The sequence below is a fragment of the Paraburkholderia sp. BR10141 genome (genome assembly GCF_056155635.1).
Window position 1 is genome coordinate 150267 of sequence record NZ_JBMIQH010000013.1, and the last position, 20172, is coordinate 170438.

The window sequence follows — 20172 nt, forward strand, 5'->3', positions numbered from 1 at the left end:
CGCTTTCTGCTTTCAGTCGTGTAAGGGCCGGTCAGCCTGGTCTGCGGGGGGAACGGCGTTGAACGCGTTGAGCACGCGCAGCGTCGCTTCGAGGTCGGCGCGGCTCACGCCTTTGAGCACGCGGGCTCGCAGCGAGCGCAGCTCGTCCTCCATGCGCTCGGTCACGGCGCGGCCTTCGCTCGTGAGCGAAATCGTTTTTGCGCGGCGGTCGTCGGGGTCTTCGTCGCGGCGCACGAGGCCCGCGGCGCACAGCTGGTCGAGCAGGCGCACGAGCGACGGGCCTTCGATGCCCACGTGCTCCGCAAGCGTCACCTGGCGCACGGCTTCGCCAAGGCGCCCGGCAGTGAGCAGCGGCGCGGCGCACGCCTCGGAGACGTTGTATGCGGTGAGGGCGCCGTGCGTGGTGCGCCGCCATTTGCGTGCCGCCACGACGAGCGTGCTGCTGACCGCAAGGCGTAAAGTATGAAGATTCGACATCGGCGGATCATAGCCCAAAGCGATTCGATAGCAAACTATCTTTTTCTTTCGCAGCGCCACGAATCGGATGGTATGCGACTCGTCGGCGGCCTGCTTTCTATCTGATGCGGGGTGATGCGTACGGCCAACAGTGCGCGAGGCGCACGGCTTTTTTGGCGTTGTTTCGTACGCGCTTAACTATTTGACCAGCGGGAAAGCAGGGCGGGAAGCTGCACCATGTCGGTGAATACGTGTGCGACGCCCGCCTCGAGCAGCGCCTGAGCGCTGCTGTGGCCGGGCTCGGGCGGGCTGAAGCCGAATACCGTGGCGCCCGCGGCGAGGCCCGCGCGCGCGCCCGTGACCGTGTCCTCGATGACGGCGCAGCGGGCGGCCTGCACGCCGAGGCCGGCCGCCGCCGCGAGATAGACATCGGGATGCGGCTTGCTGCGCGGCGTTTCGTGGCCGCTATAGATGTGGCCGGCGAAGCAGTCGAGCAGGTTCACCTTGCGCAGCTGCAGCTCGACCTTGCGCCGGTCCGCACCCGAGGCGACGGCGATGCGCCCGTTCATTGCCGCGTGCACCGCGCGCACGGCGGCGGGCGCGCCCGGAATCTCGACGAGATCGCGCTCTAGCGCGTCGTTGCGGCGCGCGCGAAAACCTTCGAGCCAGGCGTCGGTAATCGTGAACCCCGTATGCGCTTCGATGCGCGCGGCCTCGTCTTTCACGGCCTTACCGACGAAGATGCGCATGGCTTCGTCCACCGTGAGTGTCCAGCCGAGTTCGCCCAGCATCTGCGTGAGCACCACGTGCGTAATGCGTTCTGAGTCGACGAGCACGCCGTCGCAGTCGAAGAGGATGGCGTCGAAGGGGATGGGGGACATCGTTTGCCTGCGGTTGCTTTCAGTTGCCTGCGGTTGCGTCATGCGGCGCGCATCGGGATCGCGCACGCAAGAGCGCGATGATAACCGGGGTCGCGTTTGCGTGGCTTTCTCTCGGGCAAGCCGTGCAGGGCGCGGCGTTGGTCGGCCCGTGCGAAACGATGGACAATAGCGTACCCAATCGCTACCCCACCGCTCTGATGTCCACCGACGAAAAGACCCCCAAGGAACTCCCCGGCCGCGCCAGCTACACACAATTCGCCGACCGCTACGCCGAGCAGGCCCCGGTCAAGCCGCACAACGCGCTCTACGAACGGCCCGCCACACGCTCGCTGCTAGGCGCGGTAGCGGGGCTCGACGTGCTCGACGCGGGCTGCGGGCCCGGCATCTTGAGCGCGGAGCTGGCGGGCGAGGGCGCACGGGTGCAGGCCTTCGACGTCACGCCCGCGATGGTCCAACTGGCGAAGGCGCGCTGCGCAGGCCTCGCGGTCGATATCGCGCAGGGCGATCTCGGTCGGCCGCTCGACTGGCTCGCGAGTGGCTCGGTCGACCGCATCGTGTGCTCGCTGGCCCTCGACTACGTCGAGCACCTCGCGCCGACATTTCAGGAGTTTCACCGCGTGGCGCGCCCCGGCGCACTGCTGGTGTTTTCGATGTCGCATCCCATGCGCGACTGGATCGACACGCGCACGCGCGGTTCGCGCACCTACTTCGAGACGACGCGGTTCGGCCTGCATTGGGGCGGCTTCGGCGAGCCGAAGCCGTGGGTGGAAGCGTTCAGGCGCCCGCTTGCCGATATCTTCAACGCGCTCATGGAAGCGGGCTGGGCCATCGACCGCGTGCTCGAGCCCATGCCACAACCGGAAATGAAGGCGGTGTCGCCGGCGCTGCATGCGGAACTGGCACAGGCCCCGGCGTTCATCTGCGTGCGCGCACGGCGCGTTTGACTGGTCGAGCGGCGCCATGGCGCCGCAAGCGCTTAGCGCCGCGCTTCGCGCGAGCCGGCCGAAAGCGATTCTTCGAGCGCGGCAACCCCGGCGGGCAGATCGACCTTCACGCCGAGATCGCTCATCGTGCGGCCAAGCGCGTGGACGGTGCGAAAGAGGTTGTGCTCGCGGCACTGCTCGCCCATCTGCCCGATGCGAACGATCGGGAGACCGAACGATCCGGCAATCTCCACCTGGTATTGCTGCGAGATGTGATTGCACACCTCGCGTGCGGTGACGCCCTCGGGCAGCCCGATGCCGACCACGGAATTCAGGCGGCACGTTTGCGGCGTATAGAGCGCGAGACCCAGCGCGCTCACGCCGCTTTGCAGCGCGAGCGAGCAGCGCAGGTGGCGCGCAAAACGCTTTTCGAGCGTTTCCGTGCACACGAGGCGCAATGCTTCGTGCAGCGCCAGCACGCCCGAGACGGGCGCGGTGTAGTGATAGCCGGCGTTGTGCCAGAAGTTTTCGGCGAGTATGGCGTCGAGGCACCAGTGCGTGTTCGGCGCGGTGCGCGTACGCACGCGCTCCCAGGCGGCGTCCGAAAAGGCGATGAGCGAAACGCCAGGGATCGAAGAGAGGCCCTTTTGACCCCCCGTGATGACGACGTCGATGCCCCAGGCGTCCATTTCCAGCGGCATGGTGCTCAGCGTGCAGACGGCGTCCACCACCACGAGCGCGCCGGCGGTCTTGGCGAGCTGCACGATTTCCTTGATCTCGCGGTTCCATACCGTATTGGAGGTTTCGCCGTGCACGATCGTAACGATCGCCGGGCGCGTGCGCTCGATGGCCTGCGCCACGGCTTCGAGCGAGGCGATCTCGCCGTTCGCCACGTCGAGCGTGGTGACCTCGGCGCCCACGCGGCCCGCCATTTCGGCCATGCGCTGGCTGAAGAAGCCGTTGACGATGGAGAGCACGCGCGTGCCCGGCCACGCGAGGTTCGAGATCGCCATTTCCATGGCCGCCGAGCCGGGGCCGGCCACACCGAGCACCCAGTTCGAACGCGTCTGGAACACGTAGCGCGCCATCGTCTTCACCTGGTGAATGACGCGCGCCATGGTGTCGCCGAGGTGATTGATGACGACGGTATTGGCCTTGGCCACGGCGTCGGGAATCGGCACGGGGCCCGCACCCATCATGAGGAGCGGCTCCTCGGGCAGGATGCGGTCGAGCGTTTCGACGGTGGGGCAAGGCACGGGCGCGGCCTCGGCCGCTGCCGCCGCTGTGCGCGAAGGGGCCAGCGGGTCGGGGTGGAGCGCGTTGTCGTTCATCTTGAGTACCTGGTTTCGCTTGAAGGGGGTTGCGTGAGACGCGCGCGATAGGCGCGCCATCGGGCAGTGTTGTGCGGCGCGGCAGCGCTGACCATGTACAGTTGCGCGGAATTTCGCTGAACAGTCGTACGGGCGGCGCAGCGGCCCGCTGCGGCATTGCGGCAGCCACCCTATAATCAATCGCATCGCCCGATAATGCAAGGAAGACAGCGTATGTCGCAATTCGCCGTGGACAACCCGTTTCTTGAAACGCTCGGCGTGAGCGTCGCGCAGTGGCGCGAGGGCTACGCGGAGCTCGTGATGCCCATCGACGCCTCGAAGCTCAATCGCCAGGGCGTGCTGCAAGGCGGCGCGATTGCCACGCTGCTCGACGCTGCCGCCGGCTACGCGGGACTCTTCGCGCCGGTCGGCGATCCGCCGCGTCATGGCTTCACCCTCTCGCTCACGACCAACTACCTCGACAAGGGGCTTGGCCAGTTCGTGCGCGCGAAGGGGTTTCTGGAGCGCGGCGGCCGCTCGATCTTCTTTGCGCGCGCCGAGGCGTGGGTGGACGATCGTTTGCTGATCGCGAGTGCGCAGGGGACCTTCAAGTATTCGTATCCGAAGAAGGCATGACCGAAACGCCGCCCATTTGAATCGGTATCCGAAATAATTCCGCTGAAAAGCAAAAGCCCGCCGCTTCGAGTGAAGGGCGGGCTTTTTAACGCTGGGCGCGGACACTTACCCCAGCAGCAGCGCGTCGTCGTCGAGCTTCTCGTGGCGGGTCTGCTCGAACATGCGCAGGAGGTCCGGCACGTCGAGGCCGCGGCGCGCATCGCCCGAGACGTCGAGCACAACCTGCCCCTGGTGCAGCATCACCGTGCGCTGTCCGTAGTCGAGCGCCTGGCGCATGCTATGCGTGACCATCATGGTCGTGAGCTTGGCCTCTTCTACGATGCGTGCGGTCAGCTCCAGCACGAACGCGGCCGTTTTCGGATCGAGCGCCGCCGTGTGCTCGTCGAGCAGCAGGATGCGCGACGGCTGCAGCGACGCCATCAGCAGACTCACCGCCTGGCGCTGGCCGCCCGAAAGCAGGCCGATGCGATCGGACAGGCGGCTTTCCAGACCCAGATTCAGGAGGCGCAGCTTCGCGCGGAATAGCTCGCGATCCTGCTTTTTCAGCGCAGGGCCGAAGCCGCGGCGCTTGCCGCGCGCCATCGCGAGCGCCATGTTTTCTTCGATGGTGAGCGCCTCGCAGGTGCCGGCCATCGGGTCCTGGAACACGCGCGCGACGAGATGCGCGCGGTCCCACGCCTGTTTTTTTGTGACGTCCTGGCCGTCGATGGTAATCGTGCCGCCATCCACCCTCTGGTCGCCGCTGATCGCGTTGAGGAAGGTGGACTTGCCCGCGCCGTTCGAGCCGATCACGGCCACGAACTGGCCGCTCGGGATTTCGAGCGTGAGGCCCCGCAGCGCGCGCGTTTCGATCGGCGTGCCGGGGTTGAAAGTCAGTTTGAGGTCTTTGGCGCTGAGCATCTCATGCCCTCCCGTTCTTGCGGCCAAACAGCTTCTTGCGCGTGGCGGGCAGCACGAGCGCGATCGTCACGAGCACTGCAGTAACGAGATTCAGGTCCTGCGCCTTGAGGCCGATGAAGTCGCTGTTGAGCGCGAGCGCAATGAAGAAGCGATAGAGAATCGCGCCGAGCACGGCGGCGAGCGTGGTCAGCATGAGCCGGCGCGCGGGCAGGATGCTCTCGCCGATGATCACGGCCGCAAGCCCGATCACGATGGTGCCGATGCCCATCGAAATGTCCGAACCGCCCTGGGTTTGCGCGAAGAGCGCGCCGGCCAACGCGACGAGCGCGTTGGAGAGCGCCATGCCGGCGAGCGTCGCGCGGCCCGTGGCGATGCCCTGTGCGCGCGCCATGCGCGGGTTCGCGCCCGTTGCGCGCAGCGCGAGCCCGTATTGCGACGAGAAGAACCAGTCCACGCCGAACTTCGCGGCCATCACGACGACGAGGAGCGCGAGCGGACGCAGCACGTAGTCGGGCAGCCAGGCGGGCTGGATGAGCGTGAATACCGTCGACTCGGAAATGAGCGGCACGTTCGGCGCGCCCATCACGCGCAGGTTGATCGAATAGAGCGCGATCATCATCAGGATGCTCGCGAGCAGATCCATGATCTTCAGGCGCACGTTGAGCCAGCCGGTGATGAAGCCGGCGATGGCGCCAGCGACGACCGCACAGGCGGTGGCGAGAAACGGATCGTGACCGGCCGCGATCAGCGTGGCGGCGACGGCGCCACCCAGCGGGAAGCTGCCGTCGACGGTGAGATCGGGGAAGTTGAGGATGCGAAACGAGATCAGCACCCCGAGGGCCACGAGACTGAAGATCAGGCCGATCTCGAGCGCGCCCAGAAGCGAGTAGAGGGACATGAGGAAGAATCCTGTTGCGGTCTGCGGCGGCGGTGCGCCGGAGTCGACGCGCGGCGCACCGCCCGGATGGGGCGGCGCGCCGTTGCGCGTGTAAGTGGCCTTTATCGGGCCAGGCAGTGTGCCTGCGTGGGATGCGCCATTCCGGCGCCTTACTTCACGACCGTGGTCGCGTCCTTGAGCAGATCGGCCGAGAGCGTCACGCCCTGCTTTTGCGCGGCAGCCGGGTTCACGAACAGTTGCAGCTGGCTGCTGGTTTCCGAGGCGATCGCGCCGGGCTTCTCGCCCTTGAGAATACGCACGACGACCTTGCCCGTCTGGTGGCCGAGGTCGCTGTAGTCGATGCCGAGCGCCGCGATGGCGCCGCGCTTCACGCTGTCCGTATCGGAGGCGACGAGCGGGATCTTCGCGTCGTTGGCGACCTTCACGAGCGCTTCGTAGGCCGAAACGACGTTGTTGTCGGTGTTAGTGTAGATCACGTCGACCTTGCCGATCAGGCTCTTCGCTGCGGGGCCGATGTCCACGGTGCGCGGCGCGGCGGCTTCCTTGAGCGTCATGCCCTGTTGCGCGAGCAGTGCCTTGAGCGCCTTCACGACGACGACCGAATTCGCTTCGCCGGGGTTATAGACCATGCCGACGGTCTTCGCATTGGGCACGACGCGCTTGATGAGCGCGACCTGCTTGTCGAGCGGCAGCTTGTCGGAAACGCCGGTCACGTTCGTGCCGCTCGGCGTCCACGTCCTGACGAGCTGCGCGGCCACCGGATCGGTCACGCCCGAGTACACCACGGGCACGGATTTCGTTGCGGCCACAACGGCTTGCGCCGACGGCGTCGCGATGGCCACGATCGCGCTCGGGTTGTCGCCGACGAACTTGCGCGCGATCTGTGCGGCGGTGCCCGTGTTGCCCTGCGCGCTCTGGTATTCCCACTTGAGGTTCTTGCCGGCGTCGTAGCCCGCGGCCTTGAGTTCGTCGCGCACGCCGTCGCGGATCGCGTCGAGCGCGGGATGCTCGACGATCGACAGCACTTCCACGGTCGCGGTTTCGGCGGCGCGTGCGGCGGCCGAAGTCAGCGCGAGTGCGGCGGCGCCGGCGAGCAGGGAAAGGGTGGCGGCAGCGGCTGCCTGCTTGAAGGTCTTCATTCTGTTTGATCTCCCCCAGTGCTGGGTTCTTGCGGTTTTTTCGGATCTGCACGGTGTGGCGTCGCCGGCTTCACGCGTGGCGCGAGAGCACGCGGCATGCGCCGTAGTGGTGCATGCGGGCGCGGCGAGGGAGCGAGGATACCACCGTCTCTTGCGGGGCTGGAACGCGGTGCCGAGCCAGTGAGGCGGGCGCGCCACGGTGTCGCGCGGATTAATTCGAACTCACGCGATTCGATTATGAGAAAAATTCGCGCTTTAACGAAAGCTTTCGCGGTTCCATAGTGGAAGGCGGAAAAGTAGGGTGGTGTGAGATTTATTGTGCCAGTTCAGCGAATATAGAACTTCAATTTTAAGGATTTCGTAATATTTGTTCTTTGAAATCAATGATTTGGCGCATTGTGCATTTAGGGTAATCCCGATTGATCGATTATGGGATCGACGCTTTTATCGCGATAAAAGATTAACTTTTAAAGTTATTGCAAGATGCCATTCGTCGATCAGATTTCATTGAAATTAAAATAACGATCGAGAGTGCGTAAAAATCAAGAAATGCAGGAATTCCATACATCCGCGCCAGTCGGTCATCGCAGCCCGGTGACTAGCCCGCCGTCCGCCCGAAAGACTATTTTCACGAGCGTTTTCAAGCGCTTTCCGACATGCCCCTCTATTGACCGATTTCAAAACTCAACTCGATATCCGAAAAAACCCCTGGTTGCGGTGAAATGGGATTATTGATAGCATCCGCCGGTCGCTGATTCAGGCCGGTCCACCTTTCCGGTACGAATTGCAGCGAACGGGGCAGGCGGAATGCTTGCGCAACAGAGTCTGTAACTCAGCAGTCTCTCCGAACTCAGTCGCCTACCAGGGCGCTGATACACGCCGGGCCCCGTCACGTCTTTTTTCTCTGGTGCTCGTCGTGGTTGTTCCCCATTAAAGATCATTGGGGCGCTGTTCGTTTGCGCAGGTCATTCCGTCTGACCGGTTGACCCGAAAACAATCGAGGAGCTCCTGATGATGTCGTTGTCCCGCCTTACCTCCGTTTCCGTGGCCGCCGCGCTGCTCGCATTTGGTGCAAGCGCAAACGCCGACACCGTGAAGATCGCCATTGCCGGCCCGTTCAGCGGCCCGGTCGCCCAGTACGGCGACATGGTCAAGGCGGGCGCGCTGACTGCGATCGAGCAGATCAACGCCGCCGGCGGTGTGAACGGCAACAAGCTCGAAGCCGTCCTGATGGATGACTCGTGCGAGCCGAAGCAGGCTGTCGCCGTCGCCAACAAGATCGTTTCGCAGCACATCCAGTACGTGGTCGGCCACGTCTGCTCGGGCTCGACGATTCCCGCTTCGGACATCTACGAGAACGAAGGCGTCGTGATGGTCACGCCGTCGGCCACCGCGCCGCAGCTGACCGAAGGCAAGAAGCGCCAGTTCATCTTCCGCACCATCGGCCGCGACGACCAGCAAGGTCCGGCTGCCGCCGCCTACATCATCAACAAGGTCAAGCCGAAGAAGGTCGCAATCCTGCACGACAAGCAGTCGTACGGCCAGGGCATCGCCACCTCGGTCAAGGCCGCGCTCGACAAGGCGCACATCCCCGTCGTCGTGTTCGAAGGCATCAACGCCGGCGATTCGGACTACTCGGCAGTCGTCACGAAGCTCAAGTCGCAGGGCGTGGACTTCGTCTACTTCGGCGGCTATCACCCGGAAATGGGCCTGCTCATGCGCCAATCGCGTGAACAGGGCGTGAAGGCCACGTTCATGGGTCCGGAAGGCGTGGGCAACAAGGACGTGACGGCCATCGCCGGCCCGGCTTCCGAAGGCATGCTCGTCACGCTGCCGGCCGACTTCGCTTCGGACCCTGCCAACGCCAAGCTCGTGAAGGCCTTCGCCGACGCCAGGCGCGACGCCAACGGCCCGTTCCAGATGCCGTCGTACGCGGCAGTCGAAGTGATCGCCGACGGCATCGCCGGCGCGAAGAGCACGGACCCGACCAAGGTCGCGGCCTACCTGCACAAGAACGCGTTCAACACGCCGATCGGCAAGGTCGAATACGACGCACAGGGCGACCTGAAGTCGTTCCGCTTCGTCGTCTACACGTGGCACAAGGACGCCACCAAGACCGCTGCGAACTGATCCCGGCGCTGCACGCTGCTAACGCCCCGCCTTCTCGTGGACGGGGCGTTTTTATAGCGGTTGTGCGCGCAACCAAAAAAGGGTTGGTACGGTTCCAAAGGTCTCTCCACAGGTCTCTCATCGGCTTCACGGCCGCGGGGCTTACGCATGAATGATTTTCTTCCTCAGTTCACCCAGCAGCTCGTCAACGGGCTCACGCTGGGTGCGATCTATGCGCTGATTGCCATCGGCTACACGATGGTCTACGGCATCATCGGCATGATCAACTTCGCTCACGGCGAGATTTACATGATCGGCGCCTATGTGGGCCTCGTCACGCTCACGGCCATCGGCACCTCGGCGGGTTATCCGCTGCCGCTCGTGCTGGGCGCGGCGCTCATCGTCTCGGTGGTGGTCACCGGGCTCTACGGATTCGCGGTCGAGCGCGTGGCGTACCGGCCGCTGCGCGGCGGGCCGCGCCTCGTGCCGCTCATCTCCGCCATCGGCATGTCGATCTTCCTGCAGAACTACGTGCAGATCGGGCAGGGCGCGCGCGACGTGTCCGTGCCGATGCTCATTTCCGGCGCGCTCGACTTCAACATGGGCGGCAACTTCGAAGTGACGGTTCCGTACTCGCGCATGCTGATCGTCGGCGTGACGCTCGTGCTGATGATCGCGCTCACGCTCTTCATCTCGCGCTCGCGCATGGGCCGCGCGTGCCGCGCCTGCGCGGAAGACATGAAGATGGCGAACCTGCTCGGCATCGACACGAACCGCGTGATCTCGTTCACCTTCGTGCTCGGCGCCATGCTCGCGGCGGTGGGCGGCGTGCTGATCGGTCTAACGATCGGCAAGCTCAATCCGTATATCGGCTTCATCGCGGGCATCAAGGCGTTCACGGCCGCGGTGCTGGGCGGCATCGGCAGCATTCCGGGCGCGATGCTCGGCGGCGTGCTGCTCGGTCTCGCCGAAACCTTCGCGTCGGGCTACATGCCTGCGGAGTACAAGGACGTCGTGGCCTTCGGCCTGCTCGTGCTCGTGCTGCTCTTCCGTCCCACCGGCCTGCTCGGCAAGCCGGACGTCGAAAAGGTGTGAGGTCGAAATGAGTCAGACTGTTTCGGTTCGCGTGGCAGCAGTTGGCCCGTCCTCGTCGCAAACGGTGAAAGGCGCGCTCGCCGCCGCCGTGGCGACCATCATCCTCACGGCCCCCATCCTGGGCCTGCAACTCACGCTGGATGGCTATCAGGTCGTGCTGCAGCAGCACTGGCGCCCGGTGTGGATCGCGGCCGCCGTGGTGTTCGTGTTCCAGCTCGTCAAGCCGATGTTCGTGCGCGCCACGAGTCACGTGCGCTTGCCCCGGGCCCCCGCGCTCGGCGCGCGTCAGCAGCGCGTGACGATCTGGGTGCTGCTCGCGTTCGGCGCGGTGTTCCCGTTTCTCGGTTCGCGCGGCGCGATCGATGTGGCGACGCTCGCGCTCATCTACGTGATTCTCGGCCTCGGCCTCAATATCGTGGTGGGCTTCGCGGGTCTGCTCGACCTCGGCTACGTGGGCTTCTACGCAGTGGGCGGCTACACGTATGCGCTGCTCAACCAGTACTTCGGCTTCACGTTCTGGGAATGCCTGCCGCTCGCCGCGCTTGCCGCGGCCACCTTCGGCTTCGTGCTCGGCTTCCCGGTGCTGCGCCTGCGCGGCGACTATCTCGCCATCGTCACGCTCGGCTTCGGCGAGATCATCCGCCTCTTGCTCAATAATCTCACGAGCATCACGGGCGGCCCGGACGGCATCTCCAGCATTCCCAAGCCCACCGTGTTCGGCTTCGAAATGGCCCGCCACGCGAGCGTGGAAGGCGCGAAGACGTTCAACGAGTTGATCGGCATCGAGTACAGCGGCGAGCACATGGTGATCTTCCTCTACCTGCTCGCGCTCGTGCTGGTGGCGTTCACGTTGTTCGTCACGAGCCGCCTGCTGCGCATGCCCATGGGCCGCGCCTGGGAAGCGCTGCGCGAAGACGAGATCGCGTGCCGCTCGCTGGGCCTGAACCCCACGCGCATCAAGCTCTCGGCGTTCACGCTGGGCGCGTCGTTCGCGGGTCTCGCCGGTGCGTTCTTCGCGGCGCGCCAGGGGCTCGTCACGCCCGAGTCGTTCACCTTCATCGAGTCGGCGCTGATTCTCGCCGTGGTGGTGCTGGGCGGCATGGGCTCGCAGCTGGGCGTGGTGCTCGCCGCGGTCCTGCTCACGGTGCTGCCCGAAGTGGCGCGCGGCTTTGCCGAATACCGCATGCTGATCTTCGGTCTGGTGATGGTGCTGATGATGATGTGGCGTCCGCAGGGCCTGTTGCCCGCGAGCCGTCCGCACGTGGAGTTGCCGCAATGAGCGCACAAGCGTTGTTGAAAGTAGCCGGCTTGCAGATGCGCTTCGGCGGTCTGCTGGCCGTGGACGGCATCGACTTCGACGTGCGTCCGGACGAAGTCTTCGCGATCATCGGGCCGAACGGCGCGGGCAAGACCACGGTGTTCAACTGCGTGGGCGGCTTCTACAAGCCCACCGCGGGCGACATCGTGCTCGAAGGCCACGCCATCACAGGCCAGCCGAGCCACCAGGTCGCGCGCCGCGGCCTCGTGCGCACGTTCCAGAACATTCGCCTCTTCAAACAGTTGACGGTGCTGGAAAACCTCATGGTCGCCCAGCACCTGAAGGTCAACCGCAACATGCTGAGCGGCCTGTTCGCGACGCCCGCCTATCGCCGCGCCGAACGCGCCGCGCTCGAGCGTGCTGCGTACTGGCTCGAGCGCGTGGGCCTGAAGCAGGTCGCGAATCGCGAAGCGGGCACACTGTCGTACGGCCATCAGCGCCGGCTCGAAATCGCGCGCTGCATGATCACCGATCCGCGTCTTCTGATGCTCGACGAACCCGCGGCAGGCTTGAACCCGCAGGAAAAGGTCGAGCTTCAGCAGATGGTGGACGGCCTGCGCAACGAGTTCGGAATCTCCGTACTCCTGATCGAGCACGACATGAGCCTCGTGATGGGCGTGTCGGACCGCATCCTGGTGATGGAGCACGGCAAGCCGATCATGATCGGCAAACCCGACGAAGTGCGCAACGACCCGCGCGTGATCAAGGCCTATCTCGGAGAGGACTGATGCTGAAGCTGGAAAAGGTCCATACCCACTACGGCGCGGTGCAAGCGCTGGCGGGCGTGTCGATCGAAGTGAACAAGGGCGAGATCGTCACGCTGATCGGCAGCAACGGCGCCGGCAAGACCACGCTCATGATGACTGTGTGCGGCACGCCGCGCGCATCCGCGGGGAAAGTGACGTTCGAAGGCGAGGACATCACGCGCATGCCCACGCACGAGATCATGCGCAAGGGCATGGCGATTTCGCCGGAAGGCCGCCGCGTCTTCCCGAGCCTCACGGTGCTCGACAATCTGCAGATGGGCGGCTTCTTCGCCTCGCAGCACGAGATCGATGCGGGCATCGAGCACGTGTTCAAGCTGTTCCCGCGCCTGAACCAGCGTGCGAAGCAGCGCGCGGGCACGATGTCGGGCGGCGAGCAGCAGATGCTCGCCATTGGCCGCGCGCTCATGAGCAAGCCGCGTTTGCTGCTGCTCGACGAGCCCACGCTCGGCCTCGCGCCGCTCGTGATCGCGCAGATCTTCGACATCATCCGCACGATTCGCGAAGAGGGCGTGACGGTGTTCCTCGTCGAGCAGAATGCGAACAAGGCGCTGCACGTGGCCGATCGCGGCTATGTGCTGGAAACCGGACGCGTCGTGCTCGCCGATAGCGCCGACAATCTGCTCGCCAACGACAACATCAAGCGGGCCTACCTGGGCGGTTGATCGTCGCGGACAAGACCGCACTGCGGCCCGCGCCATCCGCGTTCATCGAACGCGGGATGCGCGGGCCGCTTCTTTTGCGTCGACGAAATGTCGAATCAATCGCCGCGTGCAATCGCAAGCTGCGCGATCAAACGCATCAGCTCGGCCTGGCGGCGCGTGGTGGTTTTCGCGAACACGTGATGCAGATGCGTGCGCACCGTCGAGGGCAGCACCTGCAGCACTTCGGCCACGTCCTTAGGGTTGAGGCCCTTGCCGACCTCGCAGGCCACGCGCGCTTCCGCGGGCGTGAGTCCAAACAGCGCGATAAGACGCGTTTCCACGCCGCGCCGCGACGATTGCGGATCGATCACGATGAGCATGGCCGTGCCGGCGCGCGAGCCGTGGGCGAAATAGTCGGCGTGACGGTGCTCGCCTAGCGGCGAAATGAGCGCCTGCAGCGGTTCGTCGGGCGGCTGGCGGGCGATCAGCATCGCGCCGCCGCTGCGCCCGCGCACGTCGCGCCCCGCGGCTCGCGCAATCAGCGAGCGCAACTGCTGGGTGGCGGCTGCCGTGGCGGCGCTGAGCACGGCGTGTTCGGTGCGCAGCCCGTTTGCGCGCGCGAGCTGCGCCGTGGCGGCGCGATTCGCGAACACGATGTGCGCATCGGCGTCGACGATCAGCACGCCATGCGCGAGCGCGTCGAGTGCGTCCGCGGGGGCATTCGCGCTTTGATCGCGCGAGGCGAGGGTGCGCGCCGTGTGCCGCTGCACGCGCAAGGCATTGCGCAGATGTGGCAGCAGCGTGCGCAGCGCGTCCAGTTCGTCTTCGCTATAGAAGCGTGTTTCATGGCGCAGCGCGCCGAGCACGGCGGCCATATCGCCTTCACGCAGCACGTTGGCGAAGGCCACCGTGTAGAAGCGCTGCGGGCGCACCCACTCCTGCACGAAGGCGCTGCGTTGCAGACTCCCCTGCGAGTGGATCATCGTGTCGGTGACGAGCGTGCCGGCGGCCCAGCGGCGCACCTGCGGCACGAGCGGATCGAAGCCGCCGTAGTGCTGCGCGTACGATTGGGCAAACGAAGCGTCGATGCCGTCCCACTCGGCGAGCGAGAACGTGCTTTCGGGCGGCAGCATGGTGAGATTGACGTGTTGCGCGCCGATGCGTTGCGCGATGCGCGCACACACATCCGGCCAGCGTTGCGCGTCAAAGCCGGCATCGTAGATCGCGTCGATCAGGCCGCCGGTATCATCGGGCTCGCCGTACCGCGCGCGCGCGCTGTGTGCCACAGTATCGATAGCCGCGGCGTGTGCGGCCGTGATGGGCCCCATGATGGTCTCCAGGCTGGAAATTATCGACGGCAGAAGGCCTCAGGGCAGGCCGCACGAGGCTGCATACAGGGCCATGTGGCACTGCAACGACGCAAGGGGGCGCTCAGGGCTTGAATCCACGTTTGCAAACGGCGGGCGGGAGGGGATGCACTGCAACATCCCGGGGTACCTATTCTGAATGAATAGACGATCAAACCTACGATTCGCTTTCGTCAGAAGAGATTTCGGGTTTCGTTACATCCGATGCATTGCGGGTACTGGACAAGCGCGCCGCGCTCACGATAATTGAGCGTCCAAACAGGCGCGCCGCACGGGGAAAAGGCGGTGCGCGTCAGTGAAAGTCAGAGAAAGCGGAGAGTCTTTGGATGTCTGAAGAGTACGAAGTGCATGGACCGCACGACCACGCGGTCGAACACGCCGCGGCGGGCCATGGCGGCCACGGCGAAGGCGATCCGTTCCCGGGCCGCATGGCGGTGATGACCGCCATCCTCGCTTCGATTGGAGCGATCTTTGCCTACCAGAGCGGCAACAGCGAGAACCAGGCGCTCTACTACAAGAACGAAGCGGCGATCCGCAAGACCGAAGCCGCGAATCAATGGGCTTACTATCAGGCGAAGGGCGAGAAGCAGAACCTCGCGGAACTGGGCGCGCAACTCTCCGCGCTAGCGCCGAATTCGGACGCTGCGCAGAAGCGCTTTGCCGCCGACGCCGACCGTTATCGCCAGCAGAAGGAGCCGATCCGCGCCAAGGCGGAGGCACTCGAAAAAATCGTCGAGCAGGACGATGCGCTCAGCGAGCACGTGCTGCATGGCCATCATCGCTGGGCACAGGCCACGACGCTCATCCAGATCTCGATCGCGCTCACGGCGATTACGCTGCTTACGCGGCGGCGCTGGCTACTCAATACGTCGGTGGGCGTCGCGATCGTCGGGGTGGGGCTGGGCGCGTTGGCGTTCTTCGGCGGCTGAGCGCTCACCCGCCGCACACGATCGCCGTGAGCAGCAGCGGCACGACCGATTGCACGGTGGCGTCGCTGTTGGTTTCGCGCACGCGTGAGCGCACCTTCTCCGCAGGCGCGGACACGACCACACCGTAGAGCGGCGAGGTGATCTCCTTGCCGGCGCCGCGCTTGAAGAGCGTGTCGTCGCGGTCGTAGCCGAGCACCACGTAAATGGGGAAGCCGAACGCGCTCAGGCGGCTGCCGCGCACCGGGCTGAACGCGTTGACCGAATTCGCTTCGACGCGGCTCGGCTCGGGCTCGATGGATTTTTCGTCAATCAGCGACGAAATGAATGTGTGAGGATCGGACTTGCAGTCGAACTGCTGGTCGTGTGTGGCGGATTGCGTGGCTTGCGCATGCGCGGCCACCGGGACCAGCAGGGCGGCAAAAGCGGCAAGGCCGCTCAGCGCGCTCCGCAGCGTGGCGGCCGGGAGCGCGAATATCACGGGAGTGTAGTGCTTGGTCATAGCTACGAGCAGCAATGCCGAGAGAAGACCGGATGACTCCATTCGACAGCCGGACTTCGTTCGTGTTCAAAGCTTACGGCACATAAATTGCGCGGGCCGTGCGCCCGCGCACATCTTCATGCTGGATGGGGGCGGCTAGAGCATTGACTTCGCCTGGCTCAGGATCTTGTCGCAGACCTGCTTCGTGGCCTCCTCCTTGAGGCCGCCGCCCGTGAGGTCGAGCTTCTGTCCGTTGCCGGCCGTGAGGATGCCGCTCGTGCCCTGCGTATAGCCGCTATCCGTCGTGTTCGCGCCGCCGGGCAGCTTGCCGAGCAGCGAATCCTTCACGTTGCTCGCGGCGTCGGCGTTCAGGTAATTGTTCTTGATGCAGTACTGCAGCACGCCGGTGACATTGCCGAGACTGTTCGAGGTGAGCGATGGTGCCGAAAGCGAGTTGCCGAGGCCGCCCAGATTGCCGAGCGCGCCCTGTGCCGAACCGCTGTTGCTGCCGCCCTGGTTGAGCAGGTTGCCGAGCTGCGCCTGTGCGGCGCCCCAGGGGGCGAGCAGCGCCAGGGTCATGGTGGCCATCAACGCCGTGGCGATGCGCGGCGTTGCGACGCCTGGAACAGACGTTTGCATACACGAATCTCCGTGGTGGTTCAGTGCGCCCTTACTATAGACGGATTCGTTTAGCCGGCTTCGCTACGTGACGCCGCACGAGCGTTCGGTTGGCGGCGGTGCAACCGCTGCGAGGTGCGACCGCCGGGACTCGCCGTGAACGTTTCATGATGCATCTAATGTTTTCATCGCCATGTCATTTGTTGCGGGCACAACGATAGCGCTGCAGGAGCCTGGCGTTCGTCGAGGCGGATGTGTCTTAAGTGGTATGCATGCGTTCGGAATTGCGTAGGGCGGGGATCGTGTGCCAGCTACGCAACGATTGAACCTGTTACAAGTGTATCTGCGCTGTAAAACACTGCGTTTCAGGCTTTTTTTGGCGATCTTTCCGGCTATTCAAGGTTGAGATTGTTTCGAACCGTAACACTTATTACGGCCCTCCTCATCGGCTGGTTTCAGGTGGTATGCTTCCTGCACAATTCTCCCTTGCACGAGTGAGACCACGTGTATTGCGTCAATACAGTGAAAGAACGCACTGCCAGAGTGCGCATCGCGACGCAAATGAACACGTCATACAAGCATATGGTGCAACCGAGCTAGCCAACGCGGGCAACAAGATCCGCAGGCCAGTGCTCCGTCACTGCAGCCCCGGTCCGGCTGCGTGGAGAACAGCATGAATTTCGAAGAACTGAGCGACGACGAGTGGATGCAGGTGTCTTCGCTCGTGTCAGATGAACCTCCAATCAGGCTCAACCGGCGCGGCCGCCCTCGTGCCGAGCCGCGCGTGGTGGCCAATGCCGTCCTGTGGATTCTCACCACCGGTGAGTCGTGGTCGCGTCTGCCCGCGCGTTATCCGTCCGGGCCTACCTGCCGTCGTCGTTTCGAGGAATGGCACAGTAGCGGCACGCTGATCGAGCTGGTCGAGCTGCTCTCGCAGCGCGGCCGCAAGTTCGTTTATGTGCCGCAGCCGGCGCAGGCCGATGCGCAACCCGTTGCAGTCGCAGTCGAGGAAGTCGCCGAGGACGATGGCCAGCCGGCCGTGTTCTGGAAGAGCCCCGAAGCCTGGCAGGCGCCCGCTGCGCTCGCCGACGCGCCGCTTGCCGATCCCATGGAAAGCATGATGCGTCAGCTCGCGGGCGGCGAAGCGGCATTGCCCGTTTCGATCGACGCGCCTGTCGTGTCGGCCGCAACGAGTGCAACGACTGTTGCGAGTGCGACGCGTTCGCAGAACGATGCGCCGTTCGCACCGTTCTCGCCTTCCCGCGTGAGCAAGCCGGTTGCGACTCGCGCGATGCCGCGCGACGCGTCGCATCGCAGCGCGCATCCGGCGGGCGGCGTGGTACAGGTCGCGGAATGGCGCGGCTATACGATGAGCCTCACCGTGCAGCCCGTGCGCAACCGCATGTTCCGCGGGGCCGTGGAGATTCTCAAGGATGGCAAGCGCATCGAGCGCTCGGGCCTGATCGGGCCGCCGTTCCAGGATCGCGAATCGGCCAGGAATTTCGCCTTCGACTGGGCGCGTGAATGGCTCGATCGCGAAGGCACCGCTGAGTCCGCGTCCGGCGTTTCGTGGCCGGGTTCGCATCCGGCCAAACATGCCGCGTCGAAGGGCGCTGCACCGAGCGCTTCGCAGACGGCGCTGCCCGACGTCGCATCGCACGCGCCCATCCAGGCGCCAGGCGTGACGCGCGGCGATCCGTCCAATGCCGCCGCCGCGCGCGCGTTGCCTCCGGCGGTGCCGGGCAGTGTGCGGCTCGCGCCGCTGCAAGCGCCGGTACAGCGTTACACCGCCACGGGCGCACTGCTCACGGGCAGCGAAGCCAATACGACGTCGTCCGGCACCGCCGAGCGACGCACCGATGGCACGACCGGAACGCGCTACCGCACGCTCTCGCGTTGATCTTGCAAGGCCGCGCGCGCGATGCGCGCGGCCTTCCTGCATGGCCGCTACTGCTTTCTTCACTGCCTGCCGTACTGATCGTCGAGACGCACGATATCGTCTTCGCCGAGATATGAGCCCGACTGCACCTCGATGATCTCGAGCGGCATCTTGCCCGGATTTTCCAGTCGATGCGACACGCCAAGGGGGATGTACGCTGACTCGTTCTCCGAAACGATGAAGCGTTCTTCCCCACGCGTGACGAGCGCTGTGCCGCGGACGACGACCCAATGCTCGGCGCGATGGTGATGCATCTGCAGCGAGAGACGTGCGCCCGGTTCGACCACGATCCGCTTGACCTGGAAGCGCTCGCCGCTGTCCACGCTGTCGTAGTGACCCCATGGGCGATGCACGAGGCGGTGCGCCACGGCTTCGGTGCGGCGTTCCTGCTTCAGGCGCTGCACGATCTTCTTGACGTCCTGGGCGCGCGAGCGGTCGGCGACGAGCAGGGCGTCCGGGGTCTCCACGACCACGAGGTCCTTCGTGCCGAGGCAGGCCACGAGCCGGCCGTCAGAATGCGCGAAGGTATCGCTGGCGCCTTCGAACATCACGCGACCGTGCGCGACGTTGCCTTCGTCGTCCTTCGGCGAAACCTGCCAGACGGTGTCCCATGAACCGAGGTCGGTCCAGCCTGCCGTCAGCGGCACGACTACGCCGCTCGCGACCGTCGGGTCGCCGGAGAGCGGTTCCATCACGGCGTAGTCGATCGAGTTCGAAGGCGAACGTGCGAACGCTTCGCTATCCACGCGGAAGAAGTCGCCGTCGGCCTTGCCGTTCTCGATCGATTCCGCGCATGCGGCGTAGATGGCCGGATGGAAATGGCGAATCGCCTTGAGCCAGGTCGATGCGCGCACGATGAAAATGCCGCTGTTCCACCAGTAGCGCTGCGAAGCGACGTACTGCTGCGCCAGCTCGAAATAGGGCTTTTCGACGAAACCGTTCAGACGCCGCGCACCGTTGGGTTCGCCATTCGCGAGCGGCTCGCCCACGTGAATGTAGCCATAGCCCACTTCGGGATGCGTGGGCACGATGCCCATCGTCACGATCTGGCCATTCGCGGCATGACGCACGCCGTCGGCCACGGCGTTCTGGAACGCTTCGAGGTCGGCAAGCGCATGGTCGGCCGGCATCACCACGAGAATGCCGTCTTCGTGCTTTGCCGCCACCGACATCGCGGCGATCGTGAGCGCGGGCGCCGTGTCGCGGCCCACGGGCTCGAGAATCAGACGCGCCTGCTTGCCCGCCGCGCGAACCTGGTCGGCAGTGGTGAATCGATGTTCTTCATTGCAGACGATCAGCAATTCCTCTGCGAGCGTCACGCGCTCGGCGAGCGCATCGAGGCGGCCCGCGGTGTTGGCCAGCAGCGACTGCTCGCCAACGAGGTTGATCATCTGCTTCGGATATTGCTCGCGCGACAATGGCCACAACCGCGAGCCCGCGCCGCCCGCTAGCACTACAGGGCACACCTGCAATGCACTGCGCGTTTCGGCACGCGTCTGGGACGCTTTTGCCGATGCCGTAGCGGAACCCGTATCCGTCATCTCGCTCTCCTGTAAAAGGTATCGGTGATGCGATTTGTAGCATGCTTAAAATCGTCATAAATCGAGTCGTAAAGAAGAAAACGGAAAATATTCGAATTAAATTTAAATCATGCTTCCGTCACAACAGAATTCAGATAAAAAATTCAATAAAAATTCCGTTGCAGGTCGCCGCAATTTCTTGTCGGAACCCAAATTCAGGCGTCATGGCAGGAAAAATCTGCCGGAAT

The 20172-nt window shown here is 64.7% G+C and carries 19 protein-coding genes; 9 read left to right on the forward strand and 10 right to left on the reverse strand.

The features are described 5' to 3' along the window. Positions 1-12: 12 nt before the first annotated feature. Positions 13-477, reverse strand: a complete 465-nt coding sequence (locus ACOJB8_RS19750) for a MarR family winged helix-turn-helix transcriptional regulator (RefSeq protein ID WP_069266182.1) — start codon at positions 475-477, stop codon at positions 13-15. A gap of 173 nt (positions 478-650) precedes the next feature. Beyond that, positions 651-1337, reverse strand: coding sequence for an HAD family hydrolase (locus ACOJB8_RS19755; protein ID WP_475013785.1), 687 nt, complete (start codon positions 1335-1337; stop codon positions 651-653). A gap of 197 nt (positions 1338-1534) precedes the next feature. On the opposite strand from ACOJB8_RS19755, the gene ACOJB8_RS19760 reads away from it, so the two are divergent. Beyond that, entirely contained in the window at positions 1535-2281 is a 747-nt protein-coding gene (locus tag ACOJB8_RS19760; protein ID WP_475013850.1) for a class I SAM-dependent methyltransferase, read from the forward strand. A 32-nt stretch (positions 2282-2313) separates the two neighbouring features. Here the strand turns inward: ACOJB8_RS19760 and ACOJB8_RS19765 are convergent, their stop codons facing one another. Continuing rightward, the gene (locus tag ACOJB8_RS19765; RefSeq protein WP_475013852.1) at positions 2314-3459 is read right to left on the reverse strand and encodes a pyridoxal-phosphate-dependent aminotransferase family protein; all 1146 of its coding nucleotides are present in this window, start codon (positions 3457-3459) and stop codon (positions 2314-2316) included. 345 nt (positions 3460-3804) lie between these two features. Between ACOJB8_RS19765 and ACOJB8_RS19770 the strand changes: the two genes are divergently transcribed. Continuing rightward, positions 3805-4206, forward strand: a complete 402-nt coding sequence (locus ACOJB8_RS19770) for a PaaI family thioesterase (protein ID WP_069266065.1) — start codon at positions 3805-3807, stop codon at positions 4204-4206. A 105-nt stretch (positions 4207-4311) separates the two neighbouring features. Here the strand turns inward: ACOJB8_RS19770 and ACOJB8_RS19775 are convergent, their stop codons facing one another. From ACOJB8_RS19775 to ACOJB8_RS19785, 3 genes are all read right to left on the reverse strand, one after another. Beyond that, positions 4312-5106 carry an ABC transporter ATP-binding protein gene (locus ACOJB8_RS19775; RefSeq protein ID WP_475013788.1) on the reverse strand — a complete coding sequence of 265 codons (795 nt, stop codon included), beginning with the start codon at positions 5104-5106 and terminating at the stop codon, positions 4312-4314. A 1-nt stretch (position 5107) separates the two neighbouring features. After that, positions 5108-6004 (reverse strand): ABC transporter permease, encoded by an 897-nt coding sequence (locus tag ACOJB8_RS19780; RefSeq protein WP_475013790.1) that lies wholly within the window; start codon positions 6002-6004, stop codon positions 5108-5110. Positions 6005-6153: 149 nt separating this feature from the next. Beyond that, entirely contained in the window at positions 6154-7143 is a 990-nt protein-coding gene (locus tag ACOJB8_RS19785) for an ABC transporter substrate-binding protein (RefSeq protein WP_475013792.1), read from the reverse strand. A gap of 1014 nt (positions 7144-8157) precedes the next feature. On the opposite strand from ACOJB8_RS19785, the gene ACOJB8_RS19790 reads away from it, so the two are divergent. From ACOJB8_RS19790 to ACOJB8_RS19810, 5 genes are all read left to right on the forward strand, one after another. Next, on the forward strand, positions 8158-9273 hold the full coding sequence (locus ACOJB8_RS19790; protein ID WP_069266179.1) for a branched-chain amino acid ABC transporter substrate-binding protein: 1116 nt from the start codon (positions 8158-8160) through the stop codon (positions 9271-9273). A 147-nt stretch (positions 9274-9420) separates the two neighbouring features. Continuing rightward, entirely contained in the window at positions 9421-10347 is a 927-nt protein-coding gene (gene livH / locus ACOJB8_RS19795) for a high-affinity branched-chain amino acid ABC transporter permease LivH (protein ID WP_069266061.1), read from the forward strand. Positions 10348-10354: 7 nt separating this feature from the next. Next, the gene (locus ACOJB8_RS19800; RefSeq protein ID WP_475013795.1) at positions 10355-11626 is read left to right on the forward strand and encodes a high-affinity branched-chain amino acid ABC transporter permease LivM; all 1272 of its coding nucleotides are present in this window, start codon (positions 10355-10357) and stop codon (positions 11624-11626) included. After that, positions 11623-12393, forward strand: a complete 771-nt coding sequence (livG, locus tag ACOJB8_RS19805) for a high-affinity branched-chain amino acid ABC transporter ATP-binding protein LivG (RefSeq protein WP_158760306.1) — start codon at positions 11623-11625, stop codon at positions 12391-12393. Before ACOJB8_RS19800 ends, livG begins: the two co-directional genes overlap by 4 nt. Beyond that, positions 12393-13094: an ABC transporter ATP-binding protein gene (locus ACOJB8_RS19810; RefSeq protein WP_069266058.1), complete on the forward strand. Its 702-nt coding sequence runs from the start codon at positions 12393-12395 to the stop codon at positions 13092-13094. Before livG ends, ACOJB8_RS19810 begins: the two co-directional genes overlap by 1 nt. Positions 13095-13189: 95 nt before the next feature. On the opposite strand, the gene ACOJB8_RS19815 is transcribed toward ACOJB8_RS19810, so the two are convergent. Next, positions 13190-14401, reverse strand: coding sequence for a helix-turn-helix transcriptional regulator (locus ACOJB8_RS19815; protein WP_342947148.1), 1212 nt, complete (start codon positions 14399-14401; stop codon positions 13190-13192). Between the two features lie 365 nt (positions 14402-14766). Here ACOJB8_RS19815 and ACOJB8_RS19820 point away from each other — a divergent pair, with 365 nt between their 5' ends. Continuing rightward, entirely contained in the window at positions 14767-15369 is a 603-nt protein-coding gene (locus ACOJB8_RS19820; RefSeq protein ID WP_069266055.1) for a DUF4337 domain-containing protein, read from the forward strand. Between the two features lie 4 nt (positions 15370-15373). Here ACOJB8_RS19820 and ACOJB8_RS19825 read toward each other — a convergent pair whose 3' ends face one another. Both ACOJB8_RS19825 and ACOJB8_RS19830 read right to left on the reverse strand, forming a co-directional pair. After that, complete coding sequence (locus tag ACOJB8_RS19825; protein ID WP_256094817.1) at positions 15374-15910, reverse strand: hypothetical protein; 537 nt, start codon at positions 15908-15910, stop codon at positions 15374-15376. Positions 15911-16003: 93 nt separating this feature from the next. Beyond that, positions 16004-16486: a YjjA family protein gene (locus tag ACOJB8_RS19830; protein ID WP_069266054.1), complete on the reverse strand. Its 483-nt coding sequence runs from the start codon at positions 16484-16486 to the stop codon at positions 16004-16006. A 652-nt stretch (positions 16487-17138) separates the two neighbouring features. Here ACOJB8_RS19830 and ACOJB8_RS19835 point away from each other — a divergent pair. Then, positions 17139-18365: a transposase gene (locus ACOJB8_RS19835; protein WP_475013799.1), complete on the forward strand. Its 1227-nt coding sequence runs from the start codon at positions 17139-17141 to the stop codon at positions 18363-18365. 59 nt (positions 18366-18424) lie between these two features. Here the strand turns inward: ACOJB8_RS19835 and ACOJB8_RS19840 are convergent, their stop codons facing one another. Further along, positions 18425-19945: a mannose-1-phosphate guanylyltransferase/mannose-6-phosphate isomerase gene (locus tag ACOJB8_RS19840; RefSeq protein ID WP_069266052.1), complete on the reverse strand. Its 1521-nt coding sequence runs from the start codon at positions 19943-19945 to the stop codon at positions 18425-18427. Positions 19946-20172: the final 227 nt, after the last annotated feature.